General features: G+C 62.8%; 23 protein-coding genes. 12 read left to right on the forward strand and 11 right to left on the reverse strand.

All coding sequences use genetic code 11. The annotated features are described in order from the left end of the window. Window positions 1–238: 238 nt before the first annotated feature. Together ACZ5BO_RS05775 and ACZ5BO_RS05780 are read right to left on the reverse strand one after the other, a co-directional pair. Entirely contained in the window at window positions 239–802 is a 564-nt protein-coding gene (locus tag ACZ5BO_RS05775; protein ID WP_025132020.1) for a helix-turn-helix domain-containing protein, read from the reverse strand. A gap of 221 nt (window positions 803–1,023) precedes the next feature. Next, the gene (locus ACZ5BO_RS05780) at window positions 1,024–1,740 is read right to left on the reverse strand and encodes an SIMPL domain-containing protein (protein ID WP_025132019.1); all 717 of its coding nucleotides are present in this window, start codon (window positions 1,738–1,740) and stop codon (window positions 1,024–1,026) included. Window positions 1,741–2,000: 260 nt separating this feature from the next. Here ACZ5BO_RS05780 and ACZ5BO_RS05785 point away from each other — a divergent pair, with 260 nt between their 5' ends. From ACZ5BO_RS05785 to ACZ5BO_RS05795, 3 genes are all read left to right on the forward strand, one after another. Next, the gene (locus ACZ5BO_RS05785; protein ID WP_464698693.1) at window positions 2,001–3,263 is read left to right on the forward strand and encodes an ATP-binding protein; all 1,263 of its coding nucleotides are present in this window, start codon (window positions 2,001–2,003) and stop codon (window positions 3,261–3,263) included. Further along, on the forward strand, window positions 3,256–3,816 hold the full coding sequence (locus ACZ5BO_RS05790; RefSeq protein ID WP_025132017.1) for a response regulator transcription factor: 561 nt from the start codon (window positions 3,256–3,258) through the stop codon (window positions 3,814–3,816). Before ACZ5BO_RS05785 ends, ACZ5BO_RS05790 begins: the two co-directional genes overlap by 8 nt. A 97-nt stretch (window positions 3,817–3,913) precedes the next feature. Continuing rightward, window positions 3,914–5,641, forward strand: a complete 1,728-nt coding sequence (locus tag ACZ5BO_RS05795; RefSeq protein WP_025132016.1) for an ABC transporter ATP-binding protein/permease — start codon at window positions 3,914–3,916, stop codon at window positions 5,639–5,641. Between the two features lie 176 nt (window positions 5,642–5,817). Here the strand turns inward: ACZ5BO_RS05795 and ACZ5BO_RS05800 are convergent, their stop codons facing one another. Together ACZ5BO_RS05800 and ACZ5BO_RS05805 are read right to left on the reverse strand one after the other, a co-directional pair. Beyond that, the gene (locus ACZ5BO_RS05800) at window positions 5,818–6,009 is read right to left on the reverse strand and encodes a hypothetical protein (RefSeq protein WP_025132015.1); all 192 of its coding nucleotides are present in this window, start codon (window positions 6,007–6,009) and stop codon (window positions 5,818–5,820) included. 13 nt (window positions 6,010–6,022) lie between these two features. Continuing rightward, on the reverse strand, window positions 6,023–7,654 hold the full coding sequence (locus ACZ5BO_RS05805) for a phospholipase (protein ID WP_464698696.1): 1,632 nt from the start codon (window positions 7,652–7,654) through the stop codon (window positions 6,023–6,025). Between the two features lie 302 nt (window positions 7,655–7,956). Here ACZ5BO_RS05805 and ACZ5BO_RS05810 point away from each other — a divergent pair, with 302 nt between their 5' ends. Beyond that, entirely contained in the window at window positions 7,957–8,898 is a 942-nt protein-coding gene (locus ACZ5BO_RS05810) for an AEC family transporter (protein WP_025132013.1), read from the forward strand. Window positions 8,899–8,952: 54 nt separating this feature from the next. Here the strand turns inward: ACZ5BO_RS05810 and ACZ5BO_RS05815 are convergent, their stop codons facing one another. The 6 genes from ACZ5BO_RS05815 to gatC all read right to left on the reverse strand — a co-directional run bounded on the left by ACZ5BO_RS05815 (window position 8,953) and on the right by gatC (window position 14,220). Continuing rightward, on the reverse strand, window positions 8,953–9,333 hold the full coding sequence (locus ACZ5BO_RS05815; RefSeq protein WP_464698698.1) for a carboxymuconolactone decarboxylase family protein: 381 nt from the start codon (window positions 9,331–9,333) through the stop codon (window positions 8,953–8,955). Next, window positions 9,330–10,394: a calcium/sodium antiporter gene (locus tag ACZ5BO_RS05820; RefSeq protein ID WP_464701192.1), complete on the reverse strand. Its 1,065-nt coding sequence runs from the start codon at window positions 10,392–10,394 to the stop codon at window positions 9,330–9,332. The genes ACZ5BO_RS05815 and ACZ5BO_RS05820 overlap by 4 nt, the downstream gene beginning before the upstream one ends. 50 nt (window positions 10,395–10,444) lie before the next feature. Then, the gene (locus ACZ5BO_RS05825) at window positions 10,445–10,819 is read right to left on the reverse strand and encodes a septal ring lytic transglycosylase RlpA family protein (protein ID WP_025132010.1); all 375 of its coding nucleotides are present in this window, start codon (window positions 10,817–10,819) and stop codon (window positions 10,445–10,447) included. A gap of 189 nt (window positions 10,820–11,008) precedes the next feature. Further along, entirely contained in the window at window positions 11,009–12,454 is a 1,446-nt protein-coding gene (gene gatB, locus ACZ5BO_RS05830) for an Asp-tRNA(Asn)/Glu-tRNA(Gln) amidotransferase subunit GatB (protein ID WP_464698700.1), read from the reverse strand. A 10-nt stretch (window positions 12,455–12,464) separates the two neighbouring features. After that, a complete protein-coding gene (gatA, locus tag ACZ5BO_RS05835) occupies window positions 12,465–13,916 on the reverse strand; it encodes an Asp-tRNA(Asn)/Glu-tRNA(Gln) amidotransferase subunit GatA (protein ID WP_025132008.1) in 1,452 nt (483 codons plus the stop codon). Window positions 13,917–13,932: 16 nt separating this feature from the next. Continuing rightward, on the reverse strand, window positions 13,933–14,220 hold the full coding sequence (gatC, locus tag ACZ5BO_RS05840; RefSeq protein ID WP_464698702.1) for an Asp-tRNA(Asn)/Glu-tRNA(Gln) amidotransferase subunit GatC: 288 nt from the start codon (window positions 14,218–14,220) through the stop codon (window positions 13,933–13,935). 211 nt (window positions 14,221–14,431) lie between these two features. On the opposite strand from gatC, the gene mreB reads away from it, so the two are divergent. From mreB to tldD, 8 genes are all read left to right on the forward strand, one after another. Further along, window positions 14,432–15,469 (forward strand): rod shape-determining protein MreB, encoded by a 1,038-nt coding sequence (mreB, locus tag ACZ5BO_RS05845; RefSeq protein ID WP_002555108.1) that lies wholly within the window; start codon window positions 14,432–14,434, stop codon window positions 15,467–15,469. A 141-nt stretch (window positions 15,470–15,610) separates the two neighbouring features. Beyond that, window positions 15,611–16,705 (forward strand): rod shape-determining protein MreC, encoded by a 1,095-nt coding sequence (mreC, locus tag ACZ5BO_RS05850; protein ID WP_464701194.1) that lies wholly within the window; start codon window positions 15,611–15,613, stop codon window positions 16,703–16,705. Continuing rightward, on the forward strand, window positions 16,705–17,196 hold the full coding sequence (gene mreD, locus ACZ5BO_RS05855) for a rod shape-determining protein MreD (RefSeq protein WP_011059252.1): 492 nt from the start codon (window positions 16,705–16,707) through the stop codon (window positions 17,194–17,196). The genes mreC and mreD overlap by 1 nt, the downstream gene beginning before the upstream one ends. A 43-nt stretch (window positions 17,197–17,239) precedes the next feature. Next, window positions 17,240–17,845: a Maf family protein gene (locus ACZ5BO_RS05860; protein WP_025132005.1), complete on the forward strand. Its 606-nt coding sequence runs from the start codon at window positions 17,240–17,242 to the stop codon at window positions 17,843–17,845. A gap of 56 nt (window positions 17,846–17,901) precedes the next feature. After that, window positions 17,902–19,359: a ribonuclease G gene (gene rng / locus ACZ5BO_RS05865; protein WP_025132004.1), complete on the forward strand. Its 1,458-nt coding sequence runs from the start codon at window positions 17,902–17,904 to the stop codon at window positions 19,357–19,359. A 75-nt stretch (window positions 19,360–19,434) separates the two neighbouring features. Continuing rightward, on the forward strand, window positions 19,435–23,238 hold the full coding sequence (locus ACZ5BO_RS05870) for a YhdP family protein (protein ID WP_464698703.1): 3,804 nt from the start codon (window positions 19,435–19,437) through the stop codon (window positions 23,236–23,238). Between the two features lie 58 nt (window positions 23,239–23,296). Then, entirely contained in the window at window positions 23,297–24,136 is an 840-nt protein-coding gene (locus tag ACZ5BO_RS05875; RefSeq protein WP_464698704.1) for a carbon-nitrogen hydrolase family protein, read from the forward strand. A gap of 26 nt (window positions 24,137–24,162) precedes the next feature. Then, a complete protein-coding gene (gene tldD / locus ACZ5BO_RS05880) occupies window positions 24,163–25,605 on the forward strand; it encodes a metalloprotease TldD (protein ID WP_025132001.1) in 1,443 nt (480 codons plus the stop codon). A gap of 48 nt (window positions 25,606–25,653) precedes the next feature. Here the strand turns inward: tldD and yjgA are convergent, their stop codons facing one another. Further along, entirely contained in the window at window positions 25,654–26,175 is a 522-nt protein-coding gene (yjgA, locus tag ACZ5BO_RS05885) for a ribosome biogenesis factor YjgA (protein ID WP_025132000.1), read from the reverse strand. Window positions 26,176–26,252 lie beyond the last annotated feature (77 nt).

Here is a 26,252-nt window from a genome sequence, read left to right on the forward strand (position 1 = left end):
GGCATACCTGAGGATTGGCCTTGTGGGCCATGGCAACTCGCCTATTCATGGGGAGTGGATGCAGCCCCATGGACCCTGTGCGGCGACGGCGATCGCTTTTTGTGTTCTTGGTTGTCGATTCGCCGATGCCGAAATTAAGTCATGCTGAAATCAGGGTCAACGAAAATTAAGCGTGACTAACATTTCTCCTTGCGCAAAGGCTTGTCATCGAGGTCAGTCAGGCTTTCATGGGGTGGGCTCAGGCCGCCGAATGGTCATCGAACAGGCCCATGGTCGTAACGGTCAGGACTTCCGCCGGACCGTTGCCGACGTTGGCCAGGCAATGCTGCTTGGTGGCGTCGAAGTGCACCGAGTCGCCGGCGCCGAGGGGGTATTGGCGGCCCTCGATGGTGTAGATGATCTGTCCCGAAAGGACGTAGGAGAACTCCGAACCGTCGTGGGAAATCAGTTCCGATTGGTAGCCCACGGAGATGTTCATCTTCACCGCGTTGATCAGGTTGCCAGGAAAGGAACTGGACAGTCGCTCGTAGGCCAGTGGCTGGCCTTCGATGGTGTAGCGCACTCGCTTGCCGTCGTGGGAGTCGGGTTGTACCTGGGTCGGCTGGTCGAACAGGGCGTTTAGCGGAACGTTCAGGGACTTGGCGATATTGACCAAAGAAGAGATAGAAACACCGGTGAGATTGCGCTCGGCCTGGGAGAGGAAACTGGCGGTAAGGCCGGATTCACTGGCAATCTGGCGCAGGGTTTTCTTGGCGGCGCGACGATAGCGGCGCAGGCGTTCGCCGATGCGGTCTGCGGTCATTGAAGAGACTCTTATAGGAAAGGAGTTGTTAACCCAACGGACGTCAATGACGCCTGGCAGGTGCAATACCAAGGTTCGTCACTTTAGCATCACCGATGCAGCGAACTCATGCCTGCGGCGCTGAGCTCCCCGGTTTGGGGTGAAATGGTTGGTAACGAAAAACGGCGGTAACCTCAGCTTCATGCTGAAGGTTACCGCCGTTGGGGGAGGCTGGGAAAACTTTATGGCATCAACACTTCGATGGCGCCATCGGCCGTCATGCTGACCTGGCTGGTGCCGGCTTCCACTTCCGGGGTTACCGGCGCCGAATCCATGCTGGCGGCTTTCATCATCATCGGCGCACGCAGGTAGGGCTGTGGATAACCGTTGCTGTTGAGGTTCAGGTTGACGATCTTGTAGCCCTTGCCGCCCAGGGCCTCGGTGGCCAGCTGCGCGCGGGCCTTGAACGCCTTGACCGCATCCTTGAGCAGTGCGTCTTCGCTGGCCTTGCGGGTCGGATCGGCGATGGCGAAGTCCATGCCGCCCATTTTCAGGTCCGTCAGCAGCTCGCCGGTGAGTTTGGACAGGGCGGCAAAATCGGCACTTTCCAGGCGCAGCTCGGCACGTTCGCGCCAGCCGGTGATCTTCTGGCCCTTGCCGTCGTAGATCGGGTAGCTGTTGCGGCTGCCCTGGCGCAGGGTCACGTCCTTGACCTGGCGTGCCTGGCCCAGGGCCTTGTTCATGGTGGTGGTGACTTCGGCGGCCAGCTTGGCCGGGTCGGTGTTCTGCGACTCGCTGTAGAGGGTCACGATCATCAGGTCGCGTGCCACTTCCTGGCTGACTTCAGCGCGCAGGGAAATCTGGTTGTAGTGCAGTTCATCGGCGGCCAGGGCGGGCAGGCTGGTGAGAGTGCCGACGCTGAGGGCGAGAAGGGCGACGCTACGACTGAATTGCTGCATGGAAACTCCTTGAGTGCGATCTGCAAGCCTAAGGTTCGCGCCTGCGTGAGCGATAAGACTCTAGCTTTTATTCCTCGTTGCAGCCCATTACAACTTTGATACACATCAGCCCTCTCTTGCTTCAAGGCTTGAAGCTTGTAGCTTAAAACCAGCCGCTTGCCGCAGCTTTTCCTGTGGCGCTTTGCCGCAGTTTTGCCTGTGCCGGGGGCTGCTTGGTTATACTCCCGGCGATTGCCCTGGAGCGCTCATCAGGAGAGCTCATGCTCGCCCCCGTAAAATTGCTGTCCGCGACCCGTCAGAACCTCTGGCGCCTGACCTTCATCCGCACCCTGGTGCTGGCTGCCCAGGCCGGTTCGGTGGGGATCGCCTATTGGCTGGACCTGCTGCCGCTGCCCTGGCTGCAGCTTGCCATCACGCTGATCTTCTCTACGGTGCTCTGCGCCTTCACCGCCATTCGCCTGCGTACCTCATGGCCGGTGACGGAGCTGGAATATGCCCTGCAATTGGCTTGTGACCTGTTTATCCACAGCGTACTGCTGTATTTCTCCGGCGGTTCCACCAACCCCTTCGTCTCCTATTACCTGGTGCCCCTGACCATTGCCGCGGTGACCTTGCCCTGGCGCTACTCGGTGGTCCTGTCGGGAATTGCCCTGACCCTCTATACCCTGTTGCTGGCGCGCTTCTACCCCTTGCAGACCTTCCCCATCGCCCGGGAGAACCTGCAGGTCTATGGCATGTGGCTGAGTTTTGCCCTGGCCGCCGCAGTGATCACCTTCTTTGCTGCGCGCATGGCCGAAGAGCTGCGCCGCCAGGAAGAACTGCGGGCGATTCGCCGCGAAGAAGGGCTGCGCGACCAGCAACTGCTGGCCGTGGCAACCCAGGCCGCCGGCGCTGCCCATGAACTGGGCACGCCGCTGGCAACCATGAGCGTGCTGCTCAAGGAAATGCGCCAGGACCATTCCGATCCGCTGTTGCAGGATGACCTCAGCGTGCTTCAGGACCAGGTCAAGCTGTGCAAGGAAACCCTGCAGCAACTGGTGCGCGCCGCTGAGGCCAATCGGCGTCTGGCAGTAGACATGCAGGACGTCACCCAGTGGCTGGACGAGGCCTTGAATCGCTGGCACCTGATGCGTCCCGAGGCCAGCTATCGCTTCCACCTGCTGGGCGAAGGGCCGATACCACGCCTGGCGCCACCGCCAGATTTGACCCAGGCCCTGCTCAACCTGTTGAACAATGCAGCCGATGCCTGCCCCGAGGGCCTGGAAGTGCGCCTGGACTGGGACATGGAAAATATCACCATCAGTATTCGTGACCACGGCCCCGGAGTACCCTTGGCTATCGCCGAGCAGATCGGCAAACCGTTTTTTACCACCAAGGGCAAAGGCTTCGGCCTGGGCCTGTTTTTGAGCAAGGCCAGCGTGACCCGTGCTGGCGGCTCAGTGAAACTCTACAGTCACGAGGAAGGCGGCACGCTCACCGAGCTGCGCCTGCCCCGTGCGGCCCGAGGAGACGACCATGAGTGAAGAGATCCAAGTCGAAGGCGAGGAACTGCCGCATCTGTTGCTGGTGGATGATGACGCTACCTTTACCCGCGTGATGGCCCGTGCCATGAGCCGCCGTGGCTTTCGTGTCAGTACCGCAGGTTCTGCCGAGGAAGGCCTGACCATCGCCCAGCAGGATCTGCCGGACTACGCGGCACTGGACCTGAAGATGGACGGCGACTCCGGCCTGGTGCTGCTGCCCAAGCTGCTGGAGCTGGACCCGGAAATGCGCGTGCTGATCCTCACCGGCTACTCGAGCATCGCCACTGCGGTGGAGGCGATCAAGCGCGGTGCCTGCAACTACCTGTGCAAGCCGGCGGACGCCGATGACGTGCTGGCCGCGCTGCTTTCCGAACACGCCGACCTGGACACCCTGGTGCCGGAAAACCCGATGTCCGTGGACCGTCTGCAGTGGGAGCACATCCAGCGCGTGCTGACCGAGCACGAAGGCAACATCTCCGCCACTGCCCGGGCCCTGGGCATGCATCGCCGCACTTTGCAGCGCAAATTGCAGAAACGTCCGGTCCGTCGCTGAATCGCGACTGAACGAATGTCCGCTGGACGTCGTGAAAAAGCGTGCCGATCTACTATGATCGGCTCAACGCTTGCCCTCTCCCAATCGAGCCTCAACGATGAATCAGAACGCTGAATACTCTGCGGTCAACGATGCTGTGCGCGGGCAATTCTTTCGCCGGGTCTGGGCCATGACCACGCCCTACTGGCGCAGTGAAGAGAAGGGCAAGGCCTGGCTGCTGCTGATTGCCGTGATTGGCCTGTCGCTGTTCAGCGTGGCGATCTCGGTGTGGATCAACAGCTGGTACAAGGACTTCTACAACGCCTTGCAGAAGAAGGACGAAGCGGCGTTCTGGCATCTGATCCTGTATTTCTGCGGCATTGCCGCGGTAGCGATCCTGGGGGCGGTGTACCGCCTGTACCTGACCCAGATGCTGACCATCCGCTGGCGGGCCTGGCTGACCGAGAAGCACTTTGCCCGTTGGCTGGGCAACAAGAACTACTACCAGCTGGAGCAGGGCGGCTACACCGACAACCCGGACCAGCGGATTTCCGAAGACCTCAACAGTTTCACCAGCAATACCCTGTCCCTGGGCCTGGGGCTGATTCGCAACGTGGTCAGCCTGGTGTCGTTCTCGATCATTCTCTGGGGCGTGTCGGGCAGCATCGAGGTACTCGGCTACACCATTCCCGGCTACATGTTCTGGTGCGCGCTGGTGTATGCCGCCGTCGGCAGCTGGCTGACCCATCTCATCGGCCGCCGCCTGATCGGCCTGAACAACCAGCAACAGCGCTTCGAGGCCGATCTGCGTTTCTCCATGGTGCGGGTCCGCGAGAACGCCGAAAGCATCGCGCTGTACGACGGCGAGAAAAACGAGAACCAGCGCTTGAGCAGTCGTTTCGGCAAGGTCTGGCACAACTTCTGGGACATCATGAAGGTGTCCAAGCGCCTGACCTTTTTCACCGCCGGTTATGGCCAGATCGCGATCATCTTTCCCTTCATCGTTGCGGCGCCCCGTTATTTCGCCGGCAAGATCGAGCTGGGCGAGCTGATGCAGATCAACTCGGCCTTCGGCAACGTCCAGGAGAACTTCAGCTGGTTCATCAGCGCCTATTCGGACCTGGCGGCCTGGCGCGCCACCTGTGACCGCCTGCTGAGTTTTCGCCAGGCCATGAGCGACAACGAGGAGCGTCCGCCGGCCATTGATGTGCAGCATCAGGGGGAGCAATTGCAGGTGCGTGACCTGGGCCTGGATCTGGCGGATGGCCGTCATTTGCTGGCCGGGGCGCAGATGACCGTGAACCCTGGCGAGCGCCTGATGCTCAGTGGCCGCTCCGGCAGTGGCAAGAGCACCTTGCTGCGGGCGATGGGGCGGCTGTGGCCTGCCGGGCAGGGGAGCATCCTGTTGCCGGCCCAGCGTTACCTGTTCTTGCCGCAAAAGCCGTACCTGCCCATTGGCAGCCTGCGTGAAGCCTTGAGTTATCCACAGTCCGGCGACAGCTACCCCCAGGAGCGCTACGAGCAGGTCCTGGAAACCTGCCGCCTGCCCCATCTGGTAGCACGCCTGGATGAGCACAATCACTGGCAGCGCATGCTGTCTCCAGGCGAGCAGCAGCGCCTGGCGTTTGCCCGGGCACTGCTCTATGCGCCGCAATGGCTGTATATGGACGAGGCCACTTCGGCCATGGATGAGGAAGATGAAGCGACCTTGTACCAGGCACTGATCGACCAGTTGCCGGGCTTGAGCATCGTCAGCGTCGGCCATCGCAGCAGCCTCAAGCGTTTCCACCCGCGGCATATCCGTATCGACCAGGGGCATCTGGTGGATCAGGGCCTGACGGCCTGAGTGATAGCTTCGCTCAGGCCGCCACAGGCTGTTGCCTGACCTGTGCTCGCAGGCGTTTGCCTAGGGCTTGCGCAACGGTGCGCCAGGGAACAGGTACAGCACTAGATTGCAGGAGGGTACGAGGTGGCCCGCTTGCGGGCCATCCGGCGCCTGCAACAGGGGCGGGTAGGCCTGGATCAGGACGTATGCAGGATCGTGCGATCTACCCTCACGGCCAGCTGGCCGCTCCCCGGCTTGGCGTTGAAGGCCACATTGCCTTGCTCATCCACGCGAGCCCGGGCAATGGGGGCGCCATTGAGCAACAGCTCCAGAGGTGCGTCCTTGAGGGATTGGCCCGAGGCCAGTTGCAGTTTCAGGTTGATAGCCATGGTGATCTCCTTGTCAGGCGTTGCTGTCGATGAAACGGTTGGCGTTCTTGTCGATGGAGCCGATCAGCTCCGGCGAGCCGCCGCGGAACTGGCGGAACACATTGCGCCCGGTGGCGCTGCTGTTGCTGGTGCCGGCTGGGATTGCCAGGGTCGGCTGGAAGCTGTCGCTCAGTTCCACATAGGCTGACCAGGGACCAATGTAGGACTCGTTCAGGCCGTTGGTTTCGCTCAGCGCATAACGCACGCCATGACCCGGCAGCCAGTTGGGCTCACTGGGGGTGTGGCTTTGCCAGCCGTCGGCCAGCACCACGGGTACAGCGCTGGGGGTCTCCAGGTAGCCCGCCGGCTTGTTCGGGCTGTAGTTCTGCAGCAGCAGGTAGGTGCTCCAACCCCACCAGTTGTCGATGGTCTTGCTGTCGTTGAGGTTGTTGACGTCGCTGCGGCGCAGCACCTTGTTGCCACTCATCACGAACAGCGGTGAAAAGTTGCCGGTTTTCGCGGCATTCAGGTCCGGCAACGCTTTCAGTGCTGCATAGCTGCCCGGAGCCGGGAGGCTGCCGCTCAGGTAGCTGGCAAAGACTTCGTCTGCCGAGCTCTGCACGGCAAGCTTCACTTGCTGGCGATTGCGATGGTCGACGCTGTCGAAGTAGCGCTTGTCGCCATAGGCATGCCAGCGTTCGCCCTGGGCGTTGCTGACGTCGAGCCCGAACTTGCTGTCTTCGTCGTGCATGAAACGGGTGATCAGCGAACCCAGGTCGCTGGGAGTGACCACCGCTGCCAGCTGTTTGCGCGGTACACGCACATGGCCCGCGGAAAACAGGTCCGTGAGGAAGTGGTCGGCGAAGGCGTTCATCGCGTAGGCCAGTTCCAGTTGCTTGTCGTCGGCACTCTTGCCCGCCAGTACCGCTTGCTGCAGGGCTGCCGTGTGCCCGGCGATGTAGGCGGCCAGTGCCCATTCGCCAAAGTGGTCGGCGTTGTTGGCCGCGAGCTTCAGGTAGCGGCCCAGTGGGAACAGGGCGGAGACCAGGCTGCCCCCGCCGGTGATCTTGTTCCACTCTTCGGACAAGGTGTCGCCCAGGGCGTCATAGGCTTCGTGAGGTTGCTTGCCGTCGCGGATCGCCTGGTTGGCGGCGAGGATTTCCTTCTGCATCACGGCGAGGATCTGCCGGGCTTCGTCTTTGGCCGCTGGCAGCACGGCAAGGGAATTGAAAGCCGCGCTAAAGCGTTGCACGCGCTCGACCGGTGTCGCGCCCTCGCAGATCGGCTGGTCGGGAATGCCGTAGAAATCGCCGCCCAGGGCAACCACCTGGCCATAGGTCAGGGCCAGGCCGTTGGGCAGGTGCAGTTCGACCTGCCAGGCGGGAATGGCCGGTGCATCCTTGACGAAGCGCAGCAGGGTGCTGTCACCGATGGCGGTGTGTTCGCCACCCTCGAAACGCAGTTGTGGCCCAGCGGCTTTTTGCACGGCGCGGGGCAGGCCCTCCGGGCGGTGGTACTTGATGGTGTGATGGCCGTCGGCGACCAGCACCAGGGTGTCGCCATCGCCCGAGATGGCAATGCCCTGTTCGCTGAACAGGCGGTCCAGGTCGGCAATGATCTTGCCGGCATGCTGCGGTTGTTGCTTGTGTGCAGAGAGTCCTGACATTTCTAGCTCCTTGATATGTCATGGGGATACTGTGGATTTAACTGTATATATATACAGTTGCTATCGATAATAGATGAAGACTTTGCGCCGTCAAGAGGGGAATGATCTGTTCCTGTAACCAGTGTCGCGAAAGGTGTTTGCGCAGCAGCGAATCCGGCTTGCTTCGCCGGGCCAGGAGGCCGCCCGGAGTCGCAACCGCAAGCCTTGGGCAAGCGGCCTCCCGGGCCAAGCAAGATCAGGCGGTAGCCTGTGGATTGGATTATCATTAGCGCCCTAACGACAGGCTCTGGATTCATTCGCGCATGCTGGCCATTTTCTTCGAGACGCTGACGATCACCGCGCCCGTCTTCGCCATGCTGTTTCTTGGGCTGCTGCTCAAGCGGGTAGGGTGGATCAACGACAACTTTATCCACACCGCCTCGGCACTGGTGTTCAACGTCACCATGCCGGCCCTGCTGTTTCTGGGGATCGTGCATGCGGATCTGCACTCTTCGTTGAAGCCTGGTGTGCTGATCTATTTCTCCGTGGCGACCCTGGCGTGTTTTGCCCTGGCCTGGGCCTGGGCCATCTGGCGTTGCCCGCAAGCCGATCGCGGGATCTACACCCAGGGGGCGTTTCGCGGCAATAACGCGATCATCGGCCTGGCCCTGGCGGCGAGCATGTACGGCGACTACGGCATCTCCCTGGGGGCGGTGCTCGCGGCCCTGGTCATCCTCTTTTACAATACCTTGTCGACCATCGTCCTGGCGGTCTACAGCCCGGTGATCAAGTCCGATCCCTGGAGTATCTTCAAGAGCGTGATCAGCAATCCGCTGATTGTCAGCGTGCTGGTCGCGGGGCCGTTCGCCTATTGGCAGATCGGCCTGCCCGGCTGGCTGGAGACCTCGGGCAAGTACCTGGCGCAAATGACCCTGCCCCTGGCCCTGATCTGCATTGGCGGCACTTTATCCATTGCGGCCTTGCGCAACAGTGGCGAGTTGGCGATGAGTTCGAGTTTGCTGAAGATGGTCAGCCTGCCAGCGCTGGCGACCTTTGGCGCGTGGTTGTGCGGGTTTCGCGGAGCGGAGTTGGGGATCCTGTTCCTGTATTTCGGTAGCCCTACCGCGGCGGCAAGCTTTGTCATGGCCCGGGCGGCCAATGGCAATCATGAGTTGGCGGCGGCGATCATCGTCATCACCACGGTGATGGCGGCGCTGACCACCAATATCGGGATCTTCCTGTTGCAGTGGGGCGGCTGGATCTAAGGCCGCGCGCCGGCCGAGCGGTTCCTGCGCCGTGGGGCAGGAACCGCAGGCTGTTCATTGCGGCGGCTGATAGGCGTCAATCACTTCCTGGGCTGCGCGGAACGCATCGATGGCCGCCGGCACGCCGGCATACACCGCGCAATGCAGCAGTGCCTCGCGAATTTCCTCCACGCTGCAACCGTTGTTCAAGGCGCCGCGCACGTGGCCTTTCAGCTCCTGGGGGCATTTCAGCGCCGTCAGGGCCGCGAGGGTGATCAGGCTGCGGGTTTTCAGTGGCAGGCCTTCACGGTTCCACACCCCGCCCCAGGCATGTTCATTGACGAAGTCCTGCAATGGCTGGGTGAATTCGGTGGCGTTGTCCAGGGCACGATCGACAAACGCGTCGCCCATCACCTGACGACGCATCTGCACTCCGCTTTGCTTGTTCTCGCTCATGGCGTTTCTCTCTTGTGTTGGCGGCGCCAGGCCCGTAGCGAACTGAACAGCAGAAACGCCACCAGCGCTGGCAGGACGAAAAACAGCATCAAGTGTTCCAGCTTGCCCGCCAGGGGCATGCCGGTGGTGAAGGACACCACGTGCAGTCCATAGGCCAGGTACAGGCCGAGAAACAGCAGGCCCTCGGCGCGGGTCACGCGGTACCCCGAATAGAACACCGGCAGGCACAATACCGCGACGCCGAGCATCACCGGCAGATCGAAGTCCAGGGCATTGGGCGAGACCGAGAGCGGTGTCGGCGCCATCAGGGCGGTGAAGCCCAGCACCCCCAGCAGGTTGAACAGGTTGCTGCCGATAATGTTGCCCACGGCAATCTCTCGCTGGCCACGCAAGGCGGCCAGCAGCGAGGTGGCCAGTTGCGGCAGCGAAGTACTGACGGCTATCACCGTCAGCCCCATGACCCGCTCCGACAGCCCCAGGTCGTCGGCCACGGTGACCGCGGCTCCCAGCAGCAGATGCCCGGCCAGAACCAGCAGCCCCAGGCCGAGGAGCACCAGGAGCATGCTGCTGAACCGGGGCAAGAAGCTGCGCTGGCCGGCAGGGGCGGGGGAGTGAGGGCGCTGAGCGTGCTTGGACTGGCGCAACAGCAGCACCAGGTACAGCGCCAGGGCCGCCAGCAGGATCAGGCCGTCGGCTGGCGTGAGGTGTTCGTTGTAGGCCAGGACATAGACCAGCAGGCTGGCGCCGATCATCAGCGGGATGTCCAGGCGCACCAGTTGCCGGGACACCCGCAGGGGGATGATCAGGGCCGAGAGGCCAAGGGTCACCAGGATGTTGAAGATGTTGCTGCCAATCACGCTGCCCACGGCGATGTCGGTGTTGTCGGCCAGGGTCGCTTGCAGGCTGATGGCCATCTGTGGCGCGCTGCTGCCGACGGCAACGATGCTCAGGCCGATGATCAGCGGACGCACATGCAGGCGCGCGGCCAGGCGTATGGCGGCGCGTACCAGCAGCTCGGCACCGGCGATCAGCAGCACCAGGCCGCAGATGAGCTGGATCAGGCTGAGCAGGGGCAGTTCGGCGAAGGCGGTAATGGCGCAGGCTCCGTGGGTCAGTCGCTGAGGGCTTGGACGCGTACTTTTGCGGTACCGCTGCGCAGCATGCCCAGTTGTTGGGCGGCGGCGCGGGACAGGTCGATCAGGCGGCCGCGGGTATGGGGGCCACGGTCGTTGATGCGAACCACGACGCTCTGGTCGTTGCCCAGGTTGGTGACTTGCACCCGAGTGCCGAACGGCAGCTCGCGGTGGGCCGCGGTGAGGCCGTTCTGGTCGAAGGCTTCGCCGCTGGCGGTGCGCTTGCCGTGATGGCGGGCGCCGTAATAGGAGGCAGTGCCGGTTTCGTCATAACCCCGAGGGTCGATGAGGTGGTTGCTGGCACAGCCGCAGAGCAGAGCGAGCAGGGCGCTAGTGGTTACCAGACGCTTCATTCATTGGCTCCGATGGTCGATGCAGAGAGCGCGGTTGCTCTCGTCGTCTGTCTGGCTGACCGCAAACCGGCGAATGCGTTCCTGAAAGGAGTGCGTGGACGGTTGGCGGTGGCCCTGGGAGCGGACGAGAGCGGGCCTCCCCATCACCAGGAAGGCGCCTGCGGAGGGCGCCTTCTGGTTGGGTTGCAATCAGCCTTCGAGCTTGCTTTTCAGCAGTTCGTTGACCTGTTGCGGGTTGGCCTTGCCCTTGGACGCCTTCATCGCCTGGCCGACGAAGAAACCGAACATCTTGCCGCGCTTGGCCTCATCGGCAGCGCGGTATTGTTCGACCTGCTCGGCGTTGGCTGCGAGCATTTCGTCCAGCACCGCGGAGATCGCGCCGCTGTCGGTGACTTGCTTGAGGCCGCGCTTGTCGATGATCTCATCGGCGCTGCCTTCACCATTGGCCATGGCTTCGAATACGGTCTTGGCGATCTTGCCGGAGATGGTGTTGTCCTTGATCCGCAGGAGCATGCCGCCCAGCTGTTCGGCCGATACCGGTGCCTGGTCGATTTCCAGGCCCTGCTTGTTCAGCAGGCTGCCCAGCTCAACCATGACCCAGTTGGCTGCGAGCTTGGCGTCGCCGGCGATGCGGGCGACCTGCTCGAAGTAGTCGGCTTGCTCACGGCTGGTGGCCAGCACGCTGGCGTCGTAGACCGAGAGGCCGAACTGCTCCTGGAAGCGCTCGCGTTTCTGCGGCGGCAGTTCCGGCAGGGTGGCGCGTACCTGGTCGAGGAAGCTGTCCTCGATGACCACGGGCAGCAGGTCCGGGTCGGGGAAGTAACGGTAGTCGTTGGCTTCTTCCTTGCTGCGCATCGGACGGGTCTCGTCCTTGTTCGGGTCGTACAGGCGAGTCTGCTGGATCACCTTGCCGCCGTCCTCGATCAGTTCGATCTGGCGACGGATCTCGCTGTTGATCGCCTTCTCGATGAAACGGAACGAGTTGACGTTCTTGATTTCGCAGCGAGTGCCGAACTCGGCCTGGCCCTTGGGACGGATCGAGACGTTGCAGTCGCAACGCAGGGAGCCTTCGGCCATGTTGCCATCGCAGATGCCCAGGTAGCGCACCAGGGCGTGGATCGACTTGACGTAGGCCACGGCTTCCTTGGCGCTGCGCATGTCAGGCTCGGAAACGATTTCCAGCAGCGGCGTACCGGCACGGTTCAGGTCGATGCCGGTGGCACCGCTGAATTCTTCGTGCAGGCTCTTGCCGGCGTCTTCTTCCAGGTGCGCGCGGGTGATCCCGACGCGTTTTACCGTGCCGTCTTCCAGGGGGATGTCCAGGTGGCCCTTGCCGACGATCGGCAACTCCATCTGGCTGATCTGGTAGCCCTTGGGCAGGTCCGGGTAGAAGTAGTTCTTGCGGGCGAACACGTTGTGCTGGCCGATCTCGGCATCGATGGCCAGGCCGAACATCACGGCCATGCGCACGGCTTCCTGGTTCAGCACCGGCAGCACGCCGGGCATGCCCAGGTCGATCAGGCTGGCCTGGGTGTTGGGCTCGGCACCGAAGGCGGTGGAGCTACCGGAGAAAATCTTCGACTGGGTGGTGAGCTGGGTATGAATCTCCAGCCCGATCACGACTTCCCATTGCATGTGTGTCTCCTCAGAAGCCGGTTGGGGTGCGGGTGTGCCAGTCAGTGTTGAGCTGATACTGGTGGGCAACGTTCAACAGGCGACCTTCCTGGAAATACGGCGCGAGCAACTGCACGCCCACCGGCAGGCCATCGACGAAACCTGCAGGCATGGACAAGCCCGGCAGACCGGCGAGGTTGGCGGTGATGGTGTAGACGTCTTCCAGGTACGCAGCGACCGGGTCGCTGCTCTTGGCGCCGAGCTTCCAGGCCGGGTTGGGCGTGGTCGGGCCGAGGATGATGTCGACTTCATTGAAGGCGCTCATGAAGTCGTTCTTGACCAGGCGCCGGATCTTCTGTGCCTTGAGGTAGTAGGCATCGTAGTAGCCGGCGGACAGCGCGTAGGCGCCGACCATGATCCGGCGCTGCACTTCGCTGCCGAAGCCTTCGCCACGGGAACGCTTGTACAGGTCCTCGAGGTTGCTCGGGTTGTCGCAGCGGTGACCGAAGCGCACGCCGTCGAAACGCGACAGGTTGGAGGAGGCTTCTGCCGGGGCGATCACGTAGTAGGCGGGAATCGCGTGCTGCATGTTCGGCAGGCTGATTTCCTTGATTACCGCGCCGAGCTTCTCCAGCTCCTTGATGCTGTTGTGGATCAGCTCGGCGATGCGCGGGTCGAGGCCGGCGCTGAAGTATTCCTTCGGCACGCCGATGCGCAGGCCCTGCAGCGAGCCATTGAGGCCGGCACTGTAGTCCGGCACCGGTTCATCGATGCTGGTGGAGTCGTTCGGGTCGAAGCCGGCCATGCCTTGCAGCAGGATCGCGCAGTCTTCGGCAGTGCGGGCCAGCGGGCCACCCTGGTCGAGGCTGGAGGCGTAGGCGATCATGCCCCAGCGGGAAACGCGACCGTAGGTCGGCTTCAGGCCGGTGAGGTTGGTGAAGGCGGCGGGCTGGCGGATCGAGCCGCCGGTGTCAGTGGCCGTGGCGGCCGGCAACAGGCGCGCGGCAACGGCGGCGGCGGAGCCACCGGAAGAACCACCCGGTACGTGTTCCAGGTTCCACGGGTTTTTCACCGCGCCGTACCAGCTCGATTCGTTGGCCGAACCCATGGCGAATTCGTCCATGTTGGTCTTGCCCAGGGTGACGGCCCCGGCAGCGGCCAGCTTGGCAACCACGGTGGCGTCGTAGGGCGCCTTGAAATTGTCGAGCATCTTCGAGCCGCAGCTGGTGCGGATGCCCTGGGTGCAGAACAGATCCTTGTGAGCGATCGGTGCGCCCAGCAGGGCGCCGCTCTCACCGTTGGCGCGACGGGCGTCGGCGGCCTTGGCCTGGCTCAGCGCCAGGTCCTGGGTGAGGCTGATGAAGCTGTTGATCTGCGGATCCAGCTGAGCGATGCGCGCCAGCAGGGTCTGGGTCAGTTCTTCGGAGGAAAACTTCTTGTCGGCGAGTCCGCGGGCGATCTCGGCCAGAGTCATGTGATGCATTGCAGGCTCTTTCCCTTTAGTCGATGACTTTCGGAACCAGATACAGGCCGTTTTCGACCGCTGGCGCGATGGACTGATAGGCCTCGCGGTGATTGGACTCGGTCACAACGTCTGCGCGCAGGCGCTGGCTGGCTTCCAGAGGGTGGGCCTGGGGCTCGATACCGTCGGTATCGACTGCCTGCATTTCATCCACCAGCCCGAGAATGCTGTTCAGGGCCGAGGTGATGTGTGGAAGATCGCCTTCATTGAGCTTGATGCTGGCCAAATGAGCGATTTTTTCCACGTCGGAGCGTTCAAGCGCCATGGGATTCTCCAGTGGAAAACAAAAACGGATTTCGTCCGCGTGTTAGATTGTCGGAACACTACCGCATTTCTACGGTCTTATGGCCGCGATTGTGGGGGTTGGTGCACAGAAAAGCGGCCAATTTAACATATTGGCGCCTTGCCCAAAATCCCTGTCGTTGTTAGAGTTTGCCGCACTTTTTTACCCACGCGTTGCCTAGGGTCCCTTTCCCATGTTCAAGAAACTGCGTGGCATGTTTTCCAGCGATCTTTCCATTGACCTGGGCACTGCCAACACCCTTATTTACGTGCGCGAGCGCGGTATTGTCCTGAATGAACCATCGGTTGTGGCCATTCGGACCCACGGTAATCAGAAAAGTGTTGTCGCGGTTGGTACTGAGGCCAAGCGCATGCTCGGTCGTACCCCGGGCAACATCGCAGCCATTCGTCCGATGAAAGACGGCGTGATCGCCGACTTCAGCGTCTGCGAAAAGATGCTGCAGTACTTCATCAACAAAGTTCATGAAAACAGCTTTCTGCAGCCCAGCCCTCGTGTGCTGATCTGCGTTCCATGCAAGTCCACCCAGGTTGAGCGTCGTGCCATCCGTGAATCGGCCCTTGGCGCCGGTGCTCGTGAGGTGTTCCTGATCGAAGAGCCGATGGCTGCTGCGATCGGTGCCGGCTTGCCGGTGGAAGAGGCCCGCGGCTCGATGGTCGTGGACATCGGTGGCGGTACCACTGAAATTGCCCTGATCTCCCTGAACGGTGTGGTCTACGCCGAGTCCGTACGTGTGGGCGGCGACCGTTTCGACGAAGCCATCATCACCTACGTGCGTCGCAACTACGGCAGCCTGATCGGTGAGTCCACCGCCGAGCGCATCAAGCAGGAAATCGGTACGGCCTACCCGGGCGGCGAAGTGCGTGAAGTCGACGTGCGTGGCCGTAACCTGGCCGAAGGCGTGCCACGTGCCTTCACCCTGAACTCCAACGAAGTGCTGGAAGCTCTGCAGGAGTCCCTGGCAACCATCGTTCAGGCGGTGAAGAGCGCCCTGGAGCAATCGCCTCCGGAATTGGCTTCGGATATCGCCGAGCGTGGCCTGGTGCTGACCGGTGGTGGCGCCCTGCTGCGCGACCTGGACAAGCTGCTGGCCCAGGAAACCGGCCTGCCGGTGATCGTCGCCGAAGACCCGCTGACCTGCGTTGCTCGCGGCGGTGGCCGTGCATTGGAAATGATGGACAAGCACACCATGGACCTGCTCTCCAGCGAATAACTTCGCTGCGGGGTCTATGCTGATGCGCCCACAGGCAGCACTTTGCAGTGCTGCCTGTGGCGTTTATCTTCTGTCAATCTGCATCCAGGCCGGTTTGATGCCGTATGAATAAACACAACATTTGCCTGGGAGGAGCGGCTTATTAAACCGCTTTTCGCCAAGGGCCCCTCATTAGGCGTACGCCTCCTGGTGCTGGTCGTACTCTCGGTCGCACTGATGGTGGTCGATGCCCGCTTCACACTGCTCAAGCCAGTGCGTAGCCAAATGTCGCTGGTGTTGATGCAGTCCTACTGGATCACCGACCTGCCGCAGCGGCTATGGCAAGGCGTGGCCAGTCAGTTCGGCAGTCGTACCGAGCTGGTCGCCGAAAACGAAAAACTCAAGACCGAGAACCTGCTGCTGCAGGGGCGCATGCAAAAGCTCGCGGCCCTGACCGAGCAGAACGTGCGCCTGCGCGAATTGCTCAACTCCTCGGCGCTGGTCAACGAGAAGGTCGAAGTGGCCGAGTTGATCGGCATGGACCCGAACCCCTTCACCCATCGCATCATCATCAATAAAGGCGAGCGCGATGGGGTGTTCCTCGGCCAGCCGGTGCTCGATGCCCGCGGCCTGATGGGCCAGGTGGTCGAGCTGATGCCTTATACCTCGCGCGTGCTGCTGCTCACCGACACCACCCACAGCATTCCGGTGCAGGTCAATCGCAACGGCCTGCGCGCCATCGCCAGCGGCACCGGCAATCCGGAACGTCTGGAGCTGCGTCACGTGGCCGATACCGCCGATATCAAGGAAGGCGACCTGCTGGTCAGCTCCGGCCTTGGCCAGCGCTTCCCTGCCGGTTACCCGGTGGCCACGGTCAAGGAAGTGATCCATGACTCCGGCCAGCCCTTTGCCATTGTGCGGGCAGTGCCCACCGCTGCGTTGAATCGCAGTCGCTACCTGCTGCTGGTGTTCAGCGATCCGCGCACCGCCGAAGAGCGGGCCAATGACGCGGCTCAGGCCCAGGAAGCCCAGGACCAGCAGGGCGGCAGTGCCGGGCCTGTGGTACCGGCCACGGTGCCCAAGCCTGCGGTGGCACCTGCGGCGAACGCGGCACCTGCTGCTCCGGCTGCAGCGCCAGCGACCCCGGTCAAGCCCACGGCCCATGCTCCGGCCAAGCCGGTCAATAAACCTGTGGTGAAACCTGCGGCTGCCAAACCACCGGCAGCGGCCCCGGCCACCACCGGAGGAAGAGAATAATGGCGGGCAGTACCTATTCACGTAATGGCTGGATCGTCTGGCTGACGTTCCTCATCGGCTTGTTGCTCAGCGTCTCGCCGTTGCCCCAGTTCATGGAGATCCTGCGCCCATTGTGGCTGGCCCTGTTGCTGGCATTCTGGGCCCTGGCCCTGCCGCACAAGGTCGGCATGGTCACCGCCTGGTGCCTGGGGCTGGCCGAGGATGTGCTCTACGGCACATTGCTGGGGCAGAACGCCTTGATCCTGACCCTGATCACCTTCCTTGTACTGTCCTTGCAGCAGCGCCTGCGGATGTTCCCGATGTGGCAGCAAAGCCTGGTGATCCTGGTGATCTTCGGCCTGGCGCAACTGGTGCAACTGTGGCTCAGCGCCCTGACCGGCAATCGCCAGCCGACCCTGGCCCTGGTCCTGCCGGCCCTGGTCAGTGCCTTGTTGTGGCCTTGGGTCAGCTTTGGCCTGCGCGGCCTGCGTCGGCGTTTCAAAATCAATTAATCCGGTCAGGCATTGGCCCGCACCTCGACAGGGAGATGTCTTGATGAATCGGCTTTACCTCGCTTCCGGTTCGCCTCGTCGCCGTGAACTGCTCACGCAGATCGGCGTGCCCTTCACCGCCATCAGCGCGGACATCGATGAAACCCCGCTGGCCGACGAATCCCCAGCCACTTATGTCGAGCGCCTGGCCCGTGGCAAGGCGGCGGCCGGTCGTGCGTTGATCAGCAGTAGCGACTCCCAGGCTCCGGCCTGCGTGCTGGGGGCCGATACGGCCGTGGTGCTGGAGGGACGGATTCTTGGCAAACCCCTGGATCAGGCGGATGCCCAGGCCATGCTCATGGCGCTTTCGGGGCGTGAGCACGAAGTGCTGACGGCCATTGCTCTGCTCGACGGCGAACGCTGCGAGTCACTGGTTGTGCGCAGCCTGGTGCGTTTTCGCCCGGTCTCGGTGGCGGAGGCGGCCGCCTACTGGGCCAGTGGCGAGCCTCGTGACAAGGCCGGTGGTTATGCGATCCAGGGGCTTGCGGCGGTGTTTGTGGCAGGGCTCAATGGCAGTTATTCCGCCGTGGTCGGCTTGCCGGTGTGCGAAACCGCAGAACTGCTGGGCCATTTCGGCATACCCTGTTGGCAAAACCTTCCAGTGCGCTAAGGCGCCGTACCCGACTGATGCGGCCCTCTATGAACACGCCTGAACGAGACACTGCCATGAGTGAAGAGATTCTGATCAACATCACGCCGATGGAATCACGGGTGGCGGTGGTGGAAAACGGCGTGCTGCAAGAGGTCCACGTCGAGCGGACCCAGCGTCGCGGCATCGTCGGCAACATCTACAAGGGCAAGGTGGTCCGCGTGTTGCCGGGCATGCAGGCGGCGTTTGTCGATATCGGCCTGGATCGCGCGGCGTTCATCCACGCTTCGGAGATTTCTACCCGCGAAGGCACGGCCGTCGAGAGCATCAGTGCCCTGGTGCACGAAGGGCAGAGCCTGGTGGTGCAAGTCACCAAGGACCCCATCGGTTCCAAGGGCGCACGCCTGACGACCCAGTTGTCGATCCCTTCCCGCTACTTGGTGTACATGCCGCGCACCGCCCACGTCGGGATCTCGCTGAAGATCGAGGACGAGGCCGAGCGCGAGCGCCTGAAGCAGGTGGTCAGCGATTGCGTGGCCCAGGAGGGCATCAAGGAGGCCGGCGGATTTATCCTGCGCACCGCCGCCGAAGGTGCCGGGGTCGACGAGATCATGATGGACATTCGCTACCTGCGAAGGCTCTGGGATCAGATCGGTGCGCAGATCAAGACCATTGGCGCACCGAACGTGATCTACGAGGACCTGGGGCTGGCGTTGCGCACCCTGCGCGACCTGGTGAGCCCGAAGATCGAGAAGATTCGCATCGACTCCCGGGAAACCTTCCAGAAGACCACGCAGTTTGTCGCCGAGCTGATGCCGGAAATCGCCGATCGCCTGGAGCACTACCCGGGCGAGCGGCCGATCTTCGACCTGTACGGCGTCGAGGATGAAATCCAGAAAGCCCTGGAGCGCAAGGTGCCGCTCAAGTCCGGCGGCTACCTGGTGGTGGACCCGGCGGAAGCCATGTCGACCATTGACGTCAACACCGGGGCGTTCGTTGGTCACCGCAATCTTGAGGAGACCATCTTCAAGACCAACCTCGAGGCTGCGACCGCCATTGCCCGGCAACTGCGTCTACGCAACCTGGGCGGGATCATCATCATCGACTTCATCGACATGGAAGATGAAGAGCATCAGCGCCAGGTCCTGCGCACGCTGGAAAAGCAGCTGGAGCGCGACCACGCCAAGACCAACATCATCGGCATCACCGAACTTGGCCTGGTGCAGATGACTCGCAAGCGCACCCGGGAAAGCCTTGAACAGGTGCTGTGCGAACCCTGCAGCAGTTGCCAGGGACGGGGTAAGTTGAAGACTCCGGAAACCGTCTGTTACGAAATATTCCGTGAAATCCTGCGTGAGGCCCGGGCTTATCAGGCAGAAGGGTATCGAGTGCTGGCCAATCAGAAAGTGGTGGACCGACTGCTGGACGAAGAGTCGGGCAACGTTGCGGAGCTGGAAGGTTTTATCGGCCGGACCATCAGGTTCCAGGTCGAAACCATGTATTCCCAGGAACAATATGACGTGGTGCTGCTCTGATTCCGCGTGTTGTACATGACTGGAAACGGCTGGCTTCAGCTTTTTGCATGACTTTTGCCCTGGGAGCCAACTGAAATGGAGCGGCTGATTCGCCTGTTCACCACGCTGACACGCTGGGGGCTGGGCCTCTGCGCGTTGGCGCTGGTGGTGACGGCCTTGTACGTCAGCCTGGGCCGGGAACTGACTCCGCTGGTGGCGGAGTATCAGGCCGAGGTCGAGGCCAAGGTCCAGCAGGCTGTGGGCCTGCCGGTGCACATCGGCAGCCTGGAGGGCCGCTGGAGCGGGCTATCGCCCGTGTTGCTGGCCCACGACGTAATGGTCGGCGAGGGCGCCAATGCCTTGCGCCTGGATCAGGTCAGCGTGGCGCCGGACATGCTGGCTAGCCTGCTGGCCCGCGACCTGAGAATCGGCCGCCTGGAGCTCAGCGGCCTGAGCCTGAGCCTCAAGGAAGGCGCGGACGGTCAATGGCAGCTCGAAGGCCTGCCGGTGCAGAACGACCAGCCGATGGACCCCGAGCAACTGCTGACCCGCTTGCAGCAGGTGGCGGAGCTGTCGCTTCTGGACAGCCAGGTCAGCTTGCTGCCGCAGAATCACCAGCCTATCGCCCTGACCTATGTCGGACTCAACCTGCGCACGGGCCCCAGCCGCCAGCGCCTGGACCTGCGCCTGACCCTTCCGGATGGCCAGCCCCTGGCCCTGAACCTGCGCAGCCGAGTGCGTGCCAATGCCTGGCGTGATGGCCAGGCCGATCTGTACCTGAGCTTGCCGCAAAGCGATTGGTCGCGCTGGCTGCCAGCCGGTCTGACCCAGCAGTGGAAGCTGTCCGAGCTCAAGGCCGGTGGCGAATTGTGGTTGAGCTGGGGCAAGGGCACGGTGCAAAGCGCCGCGTTGCGCCTGAATGCGCCGCAGTTCACCGGTGCTTATGCCGACCGCACGCCGGTCGACCTGAAGAACCTGGCCCTGAATGCCTACTTCCAGCGCAGTGAGCAGGGCCTCAAGGTACAACTCGATTCCCTGGCTCTGAATCTCGGTGAGACGCGCTGGGAGTCTCGCTTGCAACTGCAGCAGAGCAAGGCCGGCGATCCGGCGGATGAGTTGTGGCAACTGCAGGCCGATCGCCTGGACCTGGCGCCGATCACGCCGATCCTCGATGCGCTGGTGCCCTTGCCGGAAGGCCTGGCCACGACCATCGATCACCTGAAGGCGACTGGCGGGCTGCGCAACGTACTGCTCGACTACCGCCCCCAGGCGACCGGCGACCAGCGCCTGAGCTTTGCCGCCAATCTTGATCGGGTCGGCTTCGATGCCTATCACGGTGCTCCGGCAGCACGCAATGTCAGCGGCAGCATCAGTGGCGACCTGGGCAAGGGTGAGCTGCGCATGGACAGCAAGGATTTCTCCCTGCACCTGTTCCCGATTTTCGCCAAGCCCTGGCAGTACATCCAGGCCAACGCAACCCTGACCTGGAAGCTGGACAAGGACGGCTTCACCCTGATTGCTCCCTACCTGAAGGTGCTGGGCGAAGAGGGCAAGATCGCTGGTGATTTCCTGATTCGCCTGCATTTCGACCACACTCAGGAAGACTACATGGACCTGCGGGTCGGCCTGGTGGAGGGTGATGGGCGCTATACCGCCAAGTACCTGCCCCAGGTACTCAGCCCGGCCCTGGACCAGTGGTTGCGCACGGCGATTCTCAAGGGCGCGGTGGACCAGGGCTTCTTCCAGTACCAGGGGTCACTGAATCACGATGCCGTCGAGGCGGCCCGCAGCATCAGCCTGTTTTTCAAGGTGCACGATGCCGAGCTGGCATTCCAGCCGGGCTGGCCACACTTGAGCAAGGTCAGCGGCGATGTGTTCGTCGAAGACAGCGGTGTGCGCATCGTCGCCAGCAAGGGGCAGTTGCTGGAGACCCAGGTGCGCGATGTGTTCGTCAACATTCCCCATGTACCAGCCGGGCAGAGCAGCCACATGTTCATCGACGGCGCTTTTGCCGGCGGCCTCGGGGACGGGCTGAAGATTCTGCAGGAGGCGCCGATCGGTACCGCCTCGACCTTTGCCGGCTGGCAGGGCGAAGGTGACCTGCAAGGCAAGCTGAACCTCGACATCCCGCTGGTCAAAGGTGAAGAGCCGAAGATCGTGGTGGATTTCAAGACCGACAAGGCGCGCCTCAAACTCAGTGAGCCCGAGTTGGAATTGACTCAGCTCAAGGGCGATTTCCGTTTTGACAGCGCCAGGGGCCTGAGTGGCGAGGGCATCAGCGCCCAGGCTTTCGACCGGCCGGTGACGGCGCAGATTTTTGCCGACGGCAAGCCGGGCAAAGCCAATACGCGAGTGGTTGCCAAGGGCCAGGTCACGGTCAAACGGCTCACCGACTGGCTCAAGGTCAGCCAGCCGCTGCCGGTGTCCGGCGAAGTGCCCTATCAGTTGCAGCTGAACCTCGATGGCGCCGACAGCCAATTGATGGTCAGCTCCAGTCTCAAGGGCGTGGCGGTGGACCTGCCAGCACCCTTCGGCATGCCGGCCAGCACCGGGCGCAACAGTGTGTTCCGCATGACCCTGCAAGGGGCCGAGCGACGTTACTGGTTCAATTACGGTGAGTTGGCCGACTTCACTTTTGCGGCGCCCAGCGGCAAGTTCTCCGAGGGCCGGGGCGAGTTGTTCCTCGGAAATGGCACCGCTTTGCTGCCCACGGTCAAGGGCTTGCGGGTACGCGGGATCCTGTCCGAGCTGGACGTCGAGCCCTGGAAGGCCCTGGTGGACCGCTATGCCGGGCAGGACCCGGGAGGCAGTGCCAAGCAGTTGCTCAGCAGTGCGGATTTCAAGGTCGGCAAGCTCAGTGCCTTCGGCACCACCCTGGATCAGGTCAACCTGCTGCTGACGCGCAAGCCCAGTGCCTGGGAGCTGCAGATCGACAGCCAGCAGGCCAAGGGCAGCGTCGGCATTCCTGATGCCAAGGCGACCCCCCTGGCTATCAACATGCAGTACGTGCGCCTGCCGGCGGTCGATCCTGCGGCGCAGACCGACGAGAACGCCCCCGACCCGCTGGCGTCGGTGGACCCGAGGAACATTCCGCCGCTGGATATTTCCATCGCCCAGCTGTTCCAGGGCCCGGACTTGATCGGGCGCTGGGCGCTCAAGGTGCGGCCGACGGCCAAGGGCATGACCTTCAACAGCCTGGACCTGGGGCTCAAGGGCATGCAGTTGCAAGGTGAGGGCGGCTGGGAAGGCCTGGCCGGTGCCAGCAGCAGTTGGTATCGCGGCCGGATTGGCGGCAAGAACCTGGCGGATGTGCTCAAGGGCTGGGGGTTTGCGCCGACGGTAACCAGTGAGGATTTCCATCTGGACGTTGATGGCCGCTGGCCGGGCTCGCCGGCCTGGATCGGCCTCAAGCGTTTCTCCGGCAGCCTGGATGCCACCTTGCGCAAGGGCCAGTTCGTCGAGGTTGACGGGAGCGCCCAGGCGTTGCGAGTGTTTGGTCTGCTCAACTTCAACTCCATCGGTCGCCGCCTGCGCCTGGACTTCTCCGACCTGTTCGGCAAGGGCCTGAGCTATGACCGGGTCCGCGGTGTGCTGGCGGCGAGCAATGGCGTGTACGTCACTCGCGAGCCCATCACGCTGACCGGGCCGTCGAGCAATCTGGAGCTCAATGGCACCCTGGACATGGTCGGTGATCAGGTGGACGCCAAGTTGCTGGTGACCTTGCCGGTGACCAACAACCTGCCGATTGCCGCGCTGATTGTCGGGGCACCTGCCGTGGGCGGCGCCTTGTTCCTGATCGACAAGTTGATCGGTGATCGCGTGGCGCGCTTTGCCAGCGTCAAGTACAACGTCAAAGGCCCGTGGAAAGAGCCGAAAATCACCTTCGACAAGCCGTTTTGAGAATCCTCGATTCGCGCCCATGGAGTAGCATGGCGGCCTACCCAATACGGAGTGCGCCATGTCTCTTGCAGTGATTCAAATGGTCAGCCAGAGCGATGTGCTGGCCAATCTGCTGCAGGCCCGGGGCCTGCTTGAACAAGCTGCTGCCGCCGGTGCGCGACTGGCGGTGTTGCCGGAAAACTTCGCCGCCATGGGCCGCCGTGACATGGCCGCCATTGGTCGCGCGGAAGCGCTCGGCGAAGGGCCGATCCTGCCCTGGTTGAAACAGGCCGCCTGCGACCTCAAGTTATGGATTGTGGCCGGCACCTTGCCCTTGCCACCCGCAGGACAGCCCGAGGCCAAATCCAACGCCTGTTCGTTGCTGGTGGACGACCAGGGACAGTTCGTGGCGCGCTACGACAAGCTGCACCTGTTCGATGTCGACGTGGCGGACAATCGCGGACGCTATCGCGAATCCGATGACTATGCTCATGGAAACCATGTAGTGGTGGCGGATACACCGGTGGGGCGCCTGGGGCTGACGGTCTGTTATGACCTGCGTTTTCCCGAGCTGTACAGCGAACTGCGGGCTGCCGGGGCCGAGTTGATCACCGCGCCTTCGGCCTTTACCGCCGTGACCGGTGCCGCCCATTGGGAGGTGCTGATTCGCGCCCGGGCCATCGAGACCCAGTGCTACCTGCTGGCGGCGGCCCAGGGTGGGGTGCATCCCGGCCCACGGGAAACCTACGGCCATGCGGCGATCGTCGACCCATGGGGGCGGCTGCTGGCACAACAGGATCAAGGTCAGGGCGTGCTGCTGGCCGAGCGCGACAGCAGCGAACAGGCGTCCATTCGGGCGCGGATGCCGGTGTTCAGTCACCGGCGCATTTTCTCGCAAGGCGTCCAACGACTTGCATAAGTACGACGAATTTAAGGCCAAAGCATATGAGCGGGTTGTTGTCCTCAGTCAGTGAACACCTTCTAGCCCCTGGCGGCGTGACCATCGAAAGCCTGCAGGGCGTGCTGGGGGATCTGGCCGGCCCGGGCATCGATGCCGCCGACCTGTATTTCCAGGGACAGATTTCCGAGTCCTGGTCCCTGGAGGACGGAATCGTCAAGGAAGGCAGTTTCAACCTCGACCAGGGTGTCGGGGTGCGCGCCCAGTCCGGTGAGAAGACCGGCTTTGCCTACAGCAACGCCATTACCCTGGAAGCCCTGGGACTGGCGGCCCGTGCGGCCCGTTCGATCTCCCGGGCCGGGCAGAACGGTACTGTGCAGGCCTTCACCTGCCAGGATGTGGCGCAACTCTATGGGCCGGACAACCCCCTGGAAGTCATGACCCGTGCCGAGAAGGTCGAGCTGCTCAAGCGTGTGGACGCGGCAACCCGGGCCCTGGACCCGCGTATCCAGCAGGTCAGCGTGAGCATGGCCGGGGTTTGGGAGCGGATCCTGGTGGCTTCCACCGATGGCGGCCTGGCGGCGGATGTACGGCCGCTGGTGCGCTTCAACGTCAGCGTCATCGTCGAGCAGAACGGCCGTCGCGAGCGCGGCGGCCACGGCGGCGGCGGGCGTACCGACTACCGCTATTTCCTTGGTGAAGACCGCGCCATGGGCTATGCCCGTGAAGCGTTGCGCCAGGCTCTGGTTAATCTCGAAGCGATTCCGGCACCGGCTGGCACCTTGCCAGTGGTGCTGGGTTCGGGCTGGTCCGGGGTGCTGCTGCACGAGGCCGTGGGCCACGGCCTGGAAGGCGACTTCAATCGCAAGGGCAGTTCGGCCTACAGCGGGCGCATGGGCGAGATGGTTGCCTCCAAGCTGTGCACCATCGTCGACGACGGCACCCTGGCCGGGCGTCGCGGCTCCTTGAGCGTGGACGATGAAGGCACCCCGACCGAATGCACCACGCTGATCGAGAATGGCGTGCTCAAGGGGTACATGCAGGACAAGCTCAATGCCCGCCTGATGGGCGTGGCCCGCACCGGCAACGGTCGTCGCGAGTCTTACGCGCACCTGCCGATGCCGCGCATGACCAATACCTACATGCTGGGTGGTGAAAGCGACCCGGCGGAAATCATCGCTTCGGTGAAGAAAGGCATCTATTGCGCCAACCTCGGTGGTGGCCAGGTGGACATCACCAGCGGCAAGTTCGTGTTCTCCACCAGCGAGGCCTACCTGATCGAAGACGGCAAGATCACTGCGCCAGTCAAGGGCGCGACGCTGATCGGCAATGGCCCCGAGGCCATGAGCCGGGTGTCGATGGTGGGCAATGACCTGTCCCTGGACAGCGGCGTCGGTACTTGCGGCAAGGACGGGCAATCGGTGCCGGTAGGCGTCGGCCAGCCGACCCTGAAGATCGATGCGATCACCGTCGGGGGAACAGGGGCGTAAGAGAGGGGCGTGCCGGGTGAGTTGCTGGGCAACTCACCCTTGGAGGGCTCAGCGCAGGCCGCGTTGAGTCTCGTCCAGCTCGCGAATGTACTTGAAGATTTTACGGCTGGAGGCCGGCGCCTTGTTATGGGCCACCTCATGCTGGGCCTGACGGATCAGGGAGCGCAGTTGCTGGCGATCGGCTTCCGGGTAGTCGTTGACGAACTTTTCCAGCACGTCGTCCCCGCCGCCGATCAGGCGGTCACGCCAACGTTCCAGGTTATGGAAGCGTTCGTTGTACTGCCGGGTGGAGGCATCGAGTTGATCAAGCAGTTGCAGAATCGCGTCGGTGTCCTGGTCCCGCATCAGCTTGCCGATGAATTGCAGGTGGCGTTTACGGGCGATATGGGCGACATGCTTGGGTGCATCCGCCAGGGCCCGGCGCATGGCGTCGGTCAAGGGCAGTTTGGCCAGCAAGTCAGGCTTGAGAGTGGTAAGGCGCTCGCCGAGATCAACCAGAGCATGCAGCTCGCGTTTGACCTGGGATTTGCTTTTCTCCCCATCGAGGGAGTCGTCGTAAGAATCAACCATGGTGGCAGTCCGCAAAGAAACGCCGCCATGATAACCAGTCGAGGGCCGCTTGTCCGGCCCGGTCGCTCGCCGGCCTT

Source organism: Pseudomonas sp. FFPRI_1, assembly GCF_055384485.1.